General features: G+C 65.5%; 11 protein-coding genes. 5 read left to right on the plus strand and 6 right to left on the minus strand.

The features are described from left to right. Positions 1-196: 196 nt before the first annotated feature. Positions 197-1,411 (minus strand): glycoside hydrolase family 27 protein, encoded by a 1,215-nt coding sequence (locus tag AC1RNC_RS21420; protein ID WP_492888272.1) that lies wholly within the window; start codon positions 1,409-1,411, stop codon positions 197-199. 674 nt (positions 1,412-2,085) lie between these two features. Between AC1RNC_RS21420 and AC1RNC_RS21425 the strand changes: the two genes are divergently transcribed. Beyond that, positions 2,086-2,289, plus strand: a complete 204-nt coding sequence (locus AC1RNC_RS21425) for a hypothetical protein (RefSeq protein WP_062097789.1) — start codon at positions 2,086-2,088, stop codon at positions 2,287-2,289. Between the two features lie 36 nt (positions 2,290-2,325). Here the strand turns inward: AC1RNC_RS21425 and AC1RNC_RS21430 are convergent, their stop codons facing one another. Then, complete coding sequence (locus tag AC1RNC_RS21430; RefSeq protein ID WP_231737527.1) at positions 2,326-2,586, minus strand: S1/P1 nuclease; 261 nt, start codon at positions 2,584-2,586, stop codon at positions 2,326-2,328. Between the two features lie 46 nt (positions 2,587-2,632). Between AC1RNC_RS21430 and AC1RNC_RS21435 the strand changes: the two genes are divergently transcribed. From AC1RNC_RS21435 to AC1RNC_RS21445, 3 genes are all read left to right on the plus strand, one after another. Further along, entirely contained in the window at positions 2,633-3,037 is a 405-nt protein-coding gene (locus AC1RNC_RS21435) for a helix-turn-helix transcriptional regulator (RefSeq protein ID WP_099582479.1), read from the plus strand. 29 nt (positions 3,038-3,066) lie between these two features. After that, positions 3,067-5,391 (plus strand): TonB-dependent receptor, encoded by a 2,325-nt coding sequence (locus tag AC1RNC_RS21440; protein WP_492888273.1) that lies wholly within the window; start codon positions 3,067-3,069, stop codon positions 5,389-5,391. A 398-nt stretch (positions 5,392-5,789) separates the two neighbouring features. Further along, positions 5,790-7,061, plus strand: a complete 1,272-nt coding sequence (locus AC1RNC_RS21445) for a GntR family transcriptional regulator (RefSeq protein WP_492888274.1) — start codon at positions 5,790-5,792, stop codon at positions 7,059-7,061. Between the two features lie 141 nt (positions 7,062-7,202). On the opposite strand, the gene AC1RNC_RS21450 is transcribed toward AC1RNC_RS21445, so the two are convergent. Both AC1RNC_RS21450 and AC1RNC_RS21455 read right to left on the minus strand, forming a co-directional pair. Continuing rightward, positions 7,203-8,882 carry a tannase/feruloyl esterase family alpha/beta hydrolase gene (locus tag AC1RNC_RS21450; protein ID WP_492888275.1) on the minus strand — a complete coding sequence of 560 codons (1,680 nt, stop codon included), beginning with the start codon at positions 8,880-8,882 and terminating at the stop codon, positions 7,203-7,205. A 230-nt stretch (positions 8,883-9,112) separates the two neighbouring features. Next, a complete protein-coding gene (locus AC1RNC_RS21455) occupies positions 9,113-11,203 on the minus strand; it encodes a hypothetical protein (protein ID WP_492888276.1) in 2,091 nt (696 codons plus the stop codon). Positions 11,204-11,566: 363 nt separating this feature from the next. Here AC1RNC_RS21455 and AC1RNC_RS21460 point away from each other — a divergent pair, with 363 nt between their 5' ends. Further along, on the plus strand, positions 11,567-12,463 hold the full coding sequence (locus AC1RNC_RS21460) for a bestrophin family protein (protein ID WP_492888277.1): 897 nt from the start codon (positions 11,567-11,569) through the stop codon (positions 12,461-12,463). On the opposite strand, the gene AC1RNC_RS21465 is transcribed toward AC1RNC_RS21460, so the two are convergent. Both AC1RNC_RS21465 and AC1RNC_RS21470 read right to left on the minus strand, forming a co-directional pair. Further along, complete coding sequence (locus tag AC1RNC_RS21465; RefSeq protein WP_492888278.1) at positions 12,460-12,945, minus strand: universal stress protein; 486 nt, start codon at positions 12,943-12,945, stop codon at positions 12,460-12,462. The two genes, AC1RNC_RS21460 and AC1RNC_RS21465, sit on opposite strands and share 4 nt — an antisense overlap. 172 nt (positions 12,946-13,117) lie before the next feature. Beyond that, positions 13,118-13,891, minus strand: coding sequence for an SDR family NAD(P)-dependent oxidoreductase (locus AC1RNC_RS21470; protein ID WP_492888279.1), 774 nt, complete (start codon positions 13,889-13,891; stop codon positions 13,118-13,120). Between the last annotated feature and the right edge of the window lie 27 nt (positions 13,892-13,918).

Raw genomic sequence — 13,918 nt, forward strand, 5'->3', positions numbered from 1 at the left:
GCCGCCCGTCTTCCGACAGGGCCGCGGCCTCGATCTTCGTGCCGCCAAAATCGATGCCGATCCGAACCATGGCGCGCCTCGCCTCCCTAAGCTGGACGCGCGGCCGATGGCCAACGGTCTCTTGCCCTGGCTTACCCGTGCGAAACCGGGCCGCCAAGGGATTTAGAAAAATATTTTTGCTTATTTTACACCGAGGTCACGGCTGGACTTTTAACATGACGACGCCATGCGACGCCGCGGTCGCCTGGTACCGGCCCGTATGGATCCCGACGTCCTTGCCCGCCCAGAGATCGCGAACCTTGGCCTGCAGCGTCGCCGGGTAATCCATCTGGCTCCAGTCGAGGCTGATCTGGGCCGGCGCCGCGCCGCGATTGAGCAGGACGACGGCCCTGCCCCCGCCCTGCAAAGGCCGGATCCAGACTTCCAGGTCGCCTTCCTTGGACACCCGTCGCGCCTGTTGGCCGAGCGGATCCTGATCCACCGCGATGACCTCGCGGTTGGTGAGGATCGCCTGGGTCGAGGCGTCCATGCTGACGATGTCGTTGCCGGCGATCAGCGGCGCGGCCAGCATCGCCCAGAGGCTGAAGTGCGAGCGATACTCCTCGGCGGTCATGCCCCCGTTGCCCACCTCCAGCATGTCCGGGTCGTTCCAGTGGCCAGGACGGGCGTAGGGATAGAGTTCGGCCTGCTTGTCGACGATGTTCATCACGCCGGAGCTGTAGTCGCGCACACCCTCCCACTTGTCGTAGATGTCGCCGGTGGTGCGCCAGAGATTGCCGACCTTGTCGGCCCACAGCCAGGGCTTGGAAGTCCCCCACTCACAGATCGACAGCACGATATCGCGGCCGCTCGCCTGCAGGGCCGCCGACATGATGTAGTAGGCCGAGCGGGCGTCCTGCGCGCCGGCCATGCACCAGTCGTACTTCAGATAGTCCACGCCCCAGGCCGCATATTGCTTGGCGTCCTGATACTCATGCCCCCAGCTGCCGGGGCGGCCGCCGCAGGTCTTCAGGCCCGCGTCCGAATAGATGCCGAACTTCAAGCCCTTGGCGTGGATGTAGTCGCCCAAGGCCTTCATGCCGCTGGGGAAGCGCTTGGCGTCGGGCTGGATATCGCCGTGCGCGTCGCGCGCGCCGTGCCAGCAGTCGTCGATCACCACGTACTGATAGCCCGCCTCGCGCATGCCGGAACTGACCATCGCGTCGGCGGTCTTGCGGATCAGCGTCTCGTCGACATCGCAGGCGAACCTGTTCCAGCTGTTCCAGCCCATCGGCGGCGTGCGCGCCAGACCATTGTCCTTGAGCGGCGGCGGCGGATCGTCCGCCCGCGCCAAGCCGGCGGCCGCCAGGAGGGAAAGCGCCGCGATCCCTGGGACCACCCAACGACGTTTAGGTCTCAACTGGCGATCCATGGCGATGATCCTCCCCGCTTTTTTGACGCTGACCACAAGCCAGAGCCACGAAATTCACCTCAATCCACGCTTAGTGGCAATTATAAAAATAACTTCATTTTATTATCATGCCGACCGAACGCCTTTGATCTCGTGGACACCAACCGTTCCGACGCCAAGCTGCGTTGAAGCAGCCGCTGATCGCCCCAATGGTCCGCCCGCTCTTGCGGCGCCAAACCCGCTTTCGAATCCGATTGACTTTCTTGCCTCGCGGGATGAGAACAATTCAAGAACTCGAAGTCGCCATGTCCGCTTCACGCGCCTTCAGCGCGCGCCCCAACCCCGAGCGGATCATCCGCCGCATGACCGTCAAGCTGCAGCGCGTGCGCCAGTGGCGGCGCCGCTTGGCCGCACCCTAATGTTCACCTTCGAGGCGGCACGCGCCGCGCCCGTGATCTGCCGCGACAGGATCGCGTCCCCCCCCGTGCGCATTGGTAACAGCCGCCTATCGACAGTATTTTCCAGGTCGATGGCGCGCAGCATGCTCCCCCGAAGCTTGAGCTTTAGAGCTAGAAGTGTTCCCGCCTGAATTGCAAGTTTTGAAAACTCAAAACCAGGAGGTGCTCATCGTGGGTCGCCTTGAAAGCGTCACCAATCGGGCGCGACGTCGCGCTCTCGCGCTGACAGGAGGAAACATGCGCAAGTCCCTCGCTCTCGCCGCCGCCATGGTCATGGCGCTTTCCGCATCCAGCGCGGCCCTGGCCGCCGCCCCGTGCCGCGACGCCAAAGGCAAGTTCATCAAGTGTCCGGCTGCGGCTGCTCCGGCCAAACCGAACATGTGCAAGGACGCCAAGGGCAAGTTCGCCAAGTGCGGCGCGCCGGGCGCCAAGCCCGCCTGACCTCGGCGATCGAGAGGCGGTGGCGACACCGCCCCTCTACTTGAACGCCTCGTTGAGCAGCAGAGCCAGGCGAACGCCGGCGCGCTCCACCTGCAGGGCGACAGCCTCTTTGGCCTGGGCCTCATAGCCGTCGGGCAACGCCAGGGGAGCGGCGTCGCTGGCGCATCCGGGCTTTGACCCGAGCGTGTAGACCTTGGCGCGGGCGACATCGAACGCTTCCATCGCCCAGGTCGTCGCGTCGCACCTAGACGCCTCCGGTTGGCGCAGCACGCCTTGCGAGCTGCGCGCCTGAGCCAAGCCCGGGATCTGGCGGCGGCAGGGCCGTCTGATCCTAGAGGCGCCGATGAGACAGTTCCTGACCACCGAGGAGGTCTCCGAGCGCTACCGCGGTCAGATCTCGACGGGGACGCTGGAGAATTGGCGCACCCAGCGGATCGGTCCGCCCTTCGTCAAGATCGGCAGAGCCGTGCTCTATCCGCGCGACGAACTGGACGCCTGGAACAAGCGCAACCTGGTGACCTGCGCCAACGGCAAGATGGAAGGCCGCCGGCGCCGGCGGACCGTCGAACGCCCGGCCGAGCCGCGCTCTTTCGGCGGACGCCATCGGCTTCCAGCGCGCCGGGACGGGCAGACACAGTCTGCCGCCCGTTCCTTCTCTATTGAGAAGCACATTCTTGTACAGCTCAAAAACATGTGCATAGGATGCGTTCAAGTCAGGCGCCTTAAAATGGCGATCCGGCATCAGTGATCGGTGCTCAGGCCGACGGGGAGGAAAACATGAACCAGCCGAAATTCGGCGCGGGCGAAGTCGTGCGCGCTGTGCGCAAGGTCGGCCTTTTCTGGCTCTGCGCGAGCAGTTGCCTGACCTTGCCATCCATCGCCCTGGCCCAGACCACGTCCACAGCGCCCGCGGCCAACACGCTAGAAGAGGTGGTGGTCACGGCTCGCCGGCGCGAAGAGCGGCTGCAGGACGTGCCGATCGCTGTGGTGGCGGTGAGCGAGCGTCAGCTGGAAGAAAAGAACATCAAGAACGTCAACGACCTGACCGTCGTCGCGCCAGGCCTTTCCATCCAGAACACCACGGGCAACCGCAACAACGTCACCTATTCCATCCGGGGGCAGGGACAGGCGTTCGGACAGAATTCGCCGGGCGTCGTCGCCTATTTCGCCGAAGTGCCCGACTTCTCGAGCGCGATCTTCGACCTTCAGAGCGTGCAGGTTCTCAAAGGGCCGCAGGGGACGTTGTTTGGGCGAAACACCACCGGCGGCGCTGTGCTGTTCTCGCCGCAACGTCCGACGGAGACCCTCAGCGGCTACGTCGTCGGGCGAGTCGGCGACCTGAACCGGCACGATCTTGAATTCGCCGTCGGCGGCCCGATCATCGGCGACAAGCTCATGGTCCGCGTCGCGGGTCAGACCCTCAATCGCGACGGATACACCAAGAACCTCTACAACGGGCGAAAGCTCGACGACGAGAACCGCCGAAGCGTTCGCGCCAGCGTGCTTCTCCGGCCCTTCGACGGGTTCGAGAACCTCACCATCTATCAGGATGACGAGGTCAAGGAGAGCGGCTCGGGCTCGAGCCTCGCCTTCGTGGCGCCCAATATCAACAACGCCCCGATCCTGTCGCAGCTGCAAGGCTACCTGGCGGCCCAAAAGGCGCGCGGGCCGCGTGTCATCAACGCCAGTTGGCCCGACTATACGGTCCTCGATGGTCACGGGATCCTCAACTCGACCTCCCTACGCCTGACCGACCACATCACGCTGAAGAACATCGTCAGCAACCGTCACTACACCGGCGGGCAGTCCTACGACCTGGACTCCACGCCGCTCGACCTTCTGAACGTCACCAACCCGCCGGGTAAGAAGATCGAGTCCACGACGGAGGAGTTCCAGATCCAGACCAGCTGGAACGCGGTCAACACCGTGGTCGGTTACTACCGGGAGAACACAAAATCGCCGGTCAATGTGGGCTTCGACACCAAGCAGTTCTTCTCCGCGCCCGTGCTGGGCGCCCTGGCGCCGCCCTTGGCGCTGGCCTTCCCCAATGGCGTCGCCATCCAGGCCATCGCCTATGGCAACAGCTCCAACTCGTCCGAGGCCGTCTTCGGCCAGGTGGACTGGAAGGCGACCCAGAAGCTGACCCTGACAGGCGGGATCCGCCGGACGGAAGACTATCGGCGCTCGTTCTCCCAGACCTTCCTGGTCCTGCCTGGACAACCCGTGCCCACCGGCCCCACCGCGACGGGCCCGTCCTCGTCGGGCGTCTTCAAGGCCACGACCTGGAACGTCGCAGCCAACTACACCTTCACGCCCAACCTCAGCGCCTATGCGACGGTGCGGCGCGGCTACAAATCCGGCGGCTTCAACGGCACGGCGCTCTCGGCGGCGGACAAGTATTTCCAGCCTGAGTTCGTCACCGACCACGAAGTCGGCGTGAAGGGTCAAACCACCCTGGGCGACATGCATTTCCGCTACGCCGTCGACGCCTTCTACGACGACTACACCAACATCCAGCGCTTCATTAACCTGCCCACGACCCCCGCCTCGACCGTCACGCGCAACGCCGCGTCCGGGAGCATCAAGGGGCTCGACGTCGATGTGGCGGCCCAGCTGGCGGCCCATTTCGACGTCTCGCTGATCTACACCTACATGGACGCCAGCTACGACAAATACGAAGATCCGGTGCAGGGCGATCTGACCTCCAGCCGGTTCCCCAACACGCCCAAGCACCAGCTGACCCTGACGCCGCGCTTCACCTACGACCTGGCCGGCGACTGGGGCTCGCTGAGCGCCCTGGCCAGCATCTACTACCAAAGCGGCATGGCGCTGGATCCGGCCAACAAGCCCAACGGTAATCCCGCCGTGGCCCTCTCGGCGATGGGCGCCAATGTGCCCGGCTACACGCGGGTCGATCTGCGGGTCGACTGGCGCGATATCCGCCAAAGCCCGGTCAGCGCGGCCTTCTATGTCCGCAACGCCTTCGACAAGGACTACGTGGTGGGCAGCAACAATCAGCTCTCAACGCAGTTCGGCGTCGGGACCTTCCTCTACGGGGCGCCGCGCCAGGTGGTCTTCGAGCTTCGCTACGCGTTCCATTGATCCCTGTGTCGCGCCGGTCCAACGCCGGCGCGCCACGTCACGACGCGATGAGCGCCGCCTCCCGGGGCGGCGCACTTTTTTTGACCCAGACCCTCGCGGAGATGCTGGCGTTGGCGGACCGCTGACGGGCGTCTTGGCCCTCGATCCGCTGCTGAGGCGCCCCGCCCTTAGCCAATCTGGAAGGCGGGGCCAGTAGGCTAAAATAGGCGCCTGTTTTCATCCGACGCCAATCTGTCTACTAGGAAGAAGGGCAGATTGGGCCGGGGTCTCCGCAGTTGACGACAGAACCGTTTGACGCCGTGTCGCCACCGGCGGATTTCGGGCCGGATTCGGCGGGCGCTCGGCTGGCGGAAAGAATCGCGCGCGAGGTGCTGAGCGCCCGCTCGCCCCCCGGAACGGTGATCGCATCGCAACAGGACCTGCGCGCCTCGCATGGCGCAGGACGCGCCGTCTTCCGCCAGGCCGTACGCATCCTGGAGGAACGGGGCGTGGCCTACATGCGGCGCGGCCCCGGCGGTGGGTTGGTGGTGGCCGAGCCGAATCCGGACTTCGTCGCGCGCTCGCTGTCGATCTTGGTCGAGAGCCTGACCCGCGACATCCAGCAATTGGGCGTCCTGCCCTACGCGCTCGAGACCCACCTTTTTCTCCATGGAGCGCCCCGTCTAGGCCCAGAAGCCTGCGAGCGGATCCGGGGCCTGATCCATCGCCTCGATCGGATGGCCGAGGCCCAATTTCAGGCGGTGGGGGGCCACCGCCTACTGCATCAGGCGATCCGGACCGCCTCGCGCGAACCGGCGGTGCTGCTCGCCAATCGGACGGCCAGCGAGTTCGCCAGCGACATCATGCCTTACAGCATCAATGTCAGCGTTGAGAGCGAGCGCGGAGAAGCCTGGCGCATCACGCGCGAAGCCGCTGAAGCGCTGATCGCCGGCGATACGCCCACGCTGTTCGACTGTCGCCGCCGGATGCTGGCGATGTTCCACGCCAGGTGGCCGACCTGGAACGAGACCGACCACGACCCGGGCTCGCCGCCGAAGACCGGCGATCCGGGTCGGCCCGAGTTCAACCGCGCGGGCAACCAAGCCGAACGCCTGACCCGCGAAATTCTGCGCGAGATCCGCTCCAAGGGCTGGCGAGCCGGAGAGCGTATCGGCAGCGGCGCCGAATTGATGGCGCGATATGGCGCCAGCACGACCATCCTGCGCCAGGCCGTGCGAATGCTCGAGGAGCACTCGGCGGTGGAGTTCATCCGGGGCCGCAAGGGCGGGCTCTATGTCGCCACCCCCAACCGCGCGCGGACCATCGCCCAGGCCGCAGCCTTCCTTGCACGCAGCGCGCCGGCTCCCGCCGACATCCACGCCTTTCTGACCCAATTGATCCTGGAAGGCCTGAACCAGGCTCGCGCGGCAAGGCTGGCTGGCGGGCGCAAACAGCCCCAGGCCCGCGAGACGATCGCCTTTGGTGATTTTTGCACGTTCGCCGCGACGCAGTGCGCCAACCCGATGGTCGAGCTGTTCGTCGAGATTCTCTTGCCGTTCGGGGTCCAGCAAAGTCAGGCCGCAACCCAGCCCGGCGCCGTCCTTGACGCCTTTACGGCGGGCGATCTGGCCACCCGACGGCGCCTGTTCCTGACGGCGGCCTGGAAGGCGGACGGCTCGGAGGCGCGTTGACGATCGTCCGGACCGCCTCTGAAGGCGTTCTGTGAGGCGATGTCGGCTGGCGCGCCGGACAGTGGGGTCGGCGTGGCGGGACCGCCTTGCACGGCGCGATGCGGACCGGCCCCGGCTTGAGCGCCGGGGCCGGCGATCGATCTAGCGGGACGCCACCTTGACCGGCGCCTTGCAGGACCAGTTGTGGGCCTCGCCAACCGCGCCCGGGACGCTGGCCTTCGAGCGGTCGAAACTCGCGACCAGCGGATAGGGGCAGAGCAGGAAGTCGCGGGCCTCGCCGGTCGGCGGCGGCACCAGAACACCGGAGACCTGCTTGGTCTTGGGATCGGCGAAGGTCAGCTGCACGCGATCGGCGCCGCGGTGGGCGACGGCCGGGCCGGGCTTTTGGCTTTTTTCCACCCAGTTGATCAGCTGGTCGAGCAGCACGTCGGGGGCGTCTTGCGGGCCGGTGCCGCCGCCGCAATGGCCCATGCCAGGAACACGGTAGAAGCTGGCGAACTCACGCAGGGCCGCCATGCCGCCGACCTTGGCCGCGGCGTCGGCGTAGTACTGCTGCATTTCGGTGTCGATGCAGCAAGGATCGCTGACACCGTTCCACATCAGCACCTTGCCCCCGCTCTTCTGCAGGCCGCGCAGATCGGCGCTATAGGGGTAGCCATAGCCGACCCTTTGGGCCGCCTTCCACCAGGCGTCGATCTGATCCTGGTTGTTGAAGTCGAAGTCCTTCAACGCGTCGAAGTCCTTGCCGAAATAGACCTTGGCCAGCGAGCTGCCGATGACGTAGCCGGCCGAGGACTTGGCGATGTTCTCGTTGGTCGGCGCGTCCGACCAAGGCGGCGGCACCATGCCCAGGAACCCGGCCCAAATGCCGATGTTGGAAACGGGGAAGCCGACCTTGATCGCGCCCTTGGGTCCGCGCGGACCGGCCACGATCGCCTGCAAGGTCTTCAGTTCGGCGGCGGTCAGGCATTCGGGGCCATCGGCCGACGCGCACTTGATCTTGGTGAAGTCGAAGCGGCAGGCGGTGTGGTCCCAGATGACGCCGTCCTTGGCGCCGTCGAGTTCATCGCAATCGGCCGTGACCTTGCGATCGACCATGGCCAGCTTGGCCGGCGACAGCCAGGCGCCCGGTTCGCGCTGGGCTTGCTGGGCGGCGTTGATGAACGCCAGCATGGTCGCCGAACTGCGCCCGCCGGGCGCGCCCAGCAGGACCCCGTCGAAATCACCCGGATATCGCTGGATGGATTCGGTCGCCATGCGCCCGCCGCCCGAACAGCCCGAGAAGTAGCGATAGAAGGTCGGCCCGCCGTAATAGGCGCGGGTGATTTGCTGGGTGGCCACGGCCGTGGCGTGGGCGGCCAGATGGATGTGGTCCTCAGCCAGCACCGGGTCGCTGAGGAAGCCCCAATCCAGCATGTTGCCCTGGTGGCCGGTATCGGTGCCGGCGACGGCGAAACCCTTGACCAGGGGATTGCCGCCGGGGATTTGGGAATCGGTCGGCACATAGCCGGCCGAACCGCCCATGCCGATGAAATAGTAGCGCTTGGTCCAGCCCTCGTCGGGCAACTGGAGCCGGAAATTGGCCTTGTTGGTCGCGCCGCCGGCATGGGTCGTGGTCACATAGCCGTCGATCTTGCAGTGCGGCGTCGGCGCGGCGGTCGGCACGGCCGAAACAATGGTGGTGTCCGCCGGCGAGATGGCTTGGATGGCCTTCACGTCGCACGTCGCCGCGGCGGCCGCAGAGGATGGCGACCCGTACAGCGTCGCCGCGCCGGCGATCATGGCGCAGATCGCCAGCTGAAGTTTCAGTCTGTCTTTCACCGCTTGCTCCCTAAGGTTTCGCCGACTGTGTTCGGCTTGCTCGTTCTTGGCGGGGCGTCGCGACGGCTGGCCTAAACCGTGACCTCAATTCCCATTTCGGGATCGCACGCCCTTGGCCATTAGAGGCCTTTGGAGAACGGTGTCCAGTCAAGAGTTCTGTATCTAGAATCTCGTTCTGAATATTTAGATCCGGTAACCCGGCCTGCGGCCGGGTTACTGGACGCGGCGGACTAGCTCACGACGATGCGGGCCGACGCCACGTTTTCGATTTGCCGGCGAGCTGTCGGGTCACCCTCGCGGTTCAACTTCACCCGGGCCGTGGCGAAATACGTACCCGGCCGGTCATAGGCATAGGCGAGCGACAGGGTCAGTTCGGTCTGGCCCGGCGCGATCGGCTGATTGACGGCGAAGCTCCCCGAACCATCCAGGTCCCAATCGACCCGCGTGAAGGTTCCCGCACCGGGCGGCGCCTCGGCCCTCACCGTCAGCTCGACCTGTCCGCCGGGCGAGATCTGGCGGCGCAAGGCGCCGTCGGCGGTCACCGACACCACGGGCTGAGTGCCCCCGCGCGCCTTGGCGGTCGGCGGCAGGCTGATCTTGCCGTCGACGAAGCTATACTGCGTCTCGGGGGGAGCCACGCCCTTCTCCACCCAGGCAGCGAGATCGACCAGCCCTTGTTCGACGCTGGGCATGTAGTCGATCAGCCAAGTGGCGGTGGCGCGTTTGGGGTCGGAAGGCAGGAGCATCGGCGGGACATGCTCAGCGTTCTGGGTCCACTGCAGCCGGAACCGTTCACGAGCCTTTTCCGCACCTTGGGCCTGCTCCACGGCGCGTTTGTAGATCACGCCCTGAGGCGGCCAGAGCGAGGCGTCGTGGGTGTGGTGGATCCACAGGAGCTTGCCCTCGTACTGCCCCGAATAGGGCACGCCCATAAGCGGCGACTGCATCGGCAGGCCGTGCTGGGGATAGATCGGCTGGCCATCGACCCGGAGGAAGTCGTTCAGGGGATCATCGGAAATATGGTGCCGGTAAGCGTAGCAGAAGGCCAGGAAGGCGTGGTTGTCGACATGCACCTCGTCGCCGACCTGGACGCCGCGGAACCGCTTCAGATTGGCTTCGGCGCGGCCATCACAGAACAGCATGTCGCCGATCGACTTGGTGCAGTAGAGCTGACGTCCTTGCGCGGCGCCGGAAACGACACGAACGCCGGTCCCGCTGCGGTAGCCCTCGCCCAAGCCCTTGACCTCGACGCCGATGGGCATGTCGAACTGCCCCGTCGAGGAGGCCATGAACATCGCCATCGGCTTGGCGTCGGCGAATTCGGGACCCGCGAAATCCTCTCCGCTCAGCAGGTCCTGAGCGGTGATGACGCGGGTGACGGGCAGGACCTGGTCGATCAGATCGTCGCGCACGGCTTCTGGCTGATCGAAACCGACATAGCCTGGCTGGGTCCAGAAGGCCTTAAAGTAATCGGCGTCCTCTTCCAGCAACATGTCGGCGATAGACGACCACAGCCAGATCTGGCCCATGGGCTTGGCGATCATGAATTCGTCGCCGCGGGGATATCCCAGCCGATAGAGGTTGGCCAACTCCTCGCGTTCGTGGGTGTTCAGCCCCAGGAAGGGATCGCCGCCGCCGCCGGGTTGCATGGCGTCGATGACGCGTTCGAGCTTGCCGCCGCGCAGCAGGCGCTGAACGTTGAACATCGCGCCAAACGATAAGGGCTGCTCGCTCCGCACGCGCGAATTGGTGCCGTGCGGCTCGATGTTGCCGCCGCCCATGAACGGGAGGGCGCCGTCATAGACGCCGTCGCAGTATTCGAGGCACAAGGGCGAGCGGCGGCCGCCGCCGCTGCCGCCCCAGACATAGCTGAAATCCGGCTCCCGACCGTAGACCTGCTTGGCGATATGCTTGGAGAAGCGGGCGCTCTCGACGCTGGCGCGATAGCCATAGAGACCCGGATCGACGCCGGCCCTTGGATCCACGTCGTCGCCGATATGGCCCGAATTGGATTCGACCATGTAGCCGCCCAGCTTGGTCATCATCTCCAGTCCGCCAAGAATGGCGCCCATGGCGCCGGCGAACGCTTCTTCATGGCCCGCGTGCGCGCCCTCGAGCGGGTGGTACATGCGCCCGCCCCACTCGCCCGCGTCCGGAAAATAGAAGGTGAAGCGCGTGTCGGTGTTTTCGAACCCGCCGTGGACGTTGCGGTGGGGATAGGGCTGCTGGCGAAGCTCATCGCGATCGATGTATGGCCGGCCGAAATAGGCGTCTCTGACGGTGTAACCCTTGGTGTCGAGGCTGGATTTAGCTTCTGACATCACACTCCCCAATCTGTGACCTCTATGCGTCCGATCCTTGGCGCCGGCGCGTCTCACGGGTAGTGCCAAGCCGGCGCCTCCGTCAATCACCGCGCTTGGCGATTTCCGATAAAGAGCCCACTAATTTCCGCTATTTTTCCAAATGATCACGACGCTACGGTAAGCCATTTCGAAACTGGGGCGCTTAAATAGCTTCGCGCGCGCAGCGCACCGCGATATCGAGATCAGGGAAAACCGACGCCCTATTCAAGCATCCGCGCACGCGACGGCCCTCACAAGCGCTGGGCGTCCGTCCCGAGGCTGACGCCCAGTCCGCGCCTCATTGCTCGCGTAAGGCACGATCGATTGAGAGGGTGAGCGTCGATGATCGTCAGAGACAGACCAGGACTGGGCGAGGTCCTGACGGCGATGCACGGCTCCATCGTTCCCAAGATCGCCGGCCGCTTGCTGATATTGGCGGCGATCTCAGTCGGCGCGGTCTTACTCCACCGCACCTTGCCCGAGCCCATGGGTCACCTTGGCGCCATGCCCTTCACCTTGATCGGCCTGGCGCTGTCGATCTTCATGAGCTTCCGCAACAACGCTTGCTATGATCGCTGGTGGGAAGCGCGCAAGCTCTGGGGGCGATTGATCATCGCCGCCCGGTCCTTCGCGCGCCAGACCGCCGTCCTCGACGCCGAGGTCCGAGAGCCCCTGCTGCTGGGTCTCTGCGGCTTCGCCCATGGCCTTGCCGCCCGGCTGCGGGATCAGGACGAATCCGCCGCGATCAGGCCCTGGATCGCCGCCGACGACGAGCCTGAACCGCCCAACCCCACTGATGCGGTGCTGGCCGAGGTCGGCGCGCAATGCGCGCGATTGGCGGCGCAAAAGGCGCTCTCCGACATCCACTATGCGGTTTTGGAAAGTCAGCTATCGGACCTTAGCCAGGTCCAGGCCGGCTGCGAGCGGATCAAGACAACGCCCCTGCCCTTCGCATATTCGCTGCTGCTGCATCGGACGGCCTTGCTGTTTTGCCTGCTGCTGCCGTTCGCCCTGGCGCCGGCGTTAGGCTGGTGGACGCCGCTGCTGGTGCTGATCGCCAGCTACACTTTCTTTGGCCTGGACGCGCTGGGAGACCAGCTGGAGGATCCGTTCGGAACCGACCACAACGACCTTCCACTCGACGCCCTGGTGCGCACCGTTGAGCGCGAGCTTCTACACGCCATCGGGCGATCCGACCTGCCGCCGCCGCTGGCCCCGCTCCGTTATCGGCTCACCTAGGCGTTTAGGTGCTGGGCGGCTTTGGAAAACTCGGCCTCGAAGTCCTGATCGCTGATGTCGCTTCGCGCCACCAGCAGGCTGCAATCGAGATTATCGACGATGTAGGCCCCGTTGGCGCCGCTCCACCAACGCTCAAGCAAGCTACGCTTGCGGTGACCGACCACGACCAAATCGGCGCGGACCTTTCTGGCGTAGTCTCCGATCTGCTGGGCCGGCTCGCCGCGAACCAGCGCGCCGGTTGAATCCAAGCCCAGCATCTCCAGCTTTCGAAGCCCTTCGTCGAGGACGGCGCGATAGGCTTCCAAGTGGCCGTGGGCCGCGCCGACATGCGCGCCCTCGGCGAGAGCCAAGCCGCCGCTTTCGGCCAGGACCGACAGCAGGAAGACCTTGGCGCCGCATCGCTTGGCCAGCAACGCGCCCTCTCGCAACGCCGCGCGCCCCGCCTTGGTGCTGTCATAGGCCAGAACAATCCGCCGATACATGATGAAGCCCTATTCCTTGCGCGCTCGGGCGCTGAACGCGGCGGCGCCGGAAACCCCCGACGCCAGCCTTCGAAACCGATCTTCTAATCTTGAACGAAATTGACAAGCTTGTTCAGCTTTTCGTTGGCTCCGTCGCGGGCTCGCTCGCCAGGCGCTGCATGGGCGCCGCCGCTCAGGCCGACATCATCACCCCCGAATGGAGCGCCATCTGCCCGCCGTCGGCGTTGAGGATCAGCCCCGTGAGATAGGAGGCTTCGTCAGAGGCCAGGAAGGCGATCGCCTCGGCCTGCTCCTGCGCGGTCCCCATGCGCCCGAGCGGGACGCGCGCGATCCGGGCGCGCAGCCGCTCGGAAGCCATGCCATCGGCCCCGGTGGTCAGGTCGGTGGCCGTAATGCCCGGACACACGCAGTTGACCCGCAGGCCATAGCGTCCCCATTCGACCGCCAAGGACCGCGTCAGGCCGATCACGCCATGCTTGGAGACCACGTAGCCCAGTTGATGGGGCACAGCGGCCAGGCCGGCAATGGAGGCGACATTGATGATCGCGCCCCGCGCGGCCGGGATCATCGCCGCCTTGGCGACCGCCTTCGACCAGAAAAATTGCGAATAGAGATTGATGCGCAGCACCCGGTCCCAGGCCACGAAATCCTCGGCGGGCGCGACGACCGACAAGCCGGCGTTGTTCACTAGGATGTCGATCCGATCGCGGGCCTGCATCACCTCGGCGACGGCCTGCGCCGCTACCGTCTCGTCGGAGGCGTCGCCCGGTATGGCGAGGGCTTGGCCGCCCGCCGAGCGGATGTCGGCGACGCTCGATAGGGCGGCGGCCTCGTCAAGGTCGTTGACGGCGACGAACGCCCCTTGCGCCGCCAACAGCAGCGCCGTGACCTTGCCAATGCCGCCGCCGGCTCCCGTCACGATGGCGACCTTGTTTGCGAACCGCATGGTGACTCCGTCCTGAGCGTTCATCCC

This window comes from Caulobacter sp. GW822-FHT01G02, assembly GCF_058802865.1.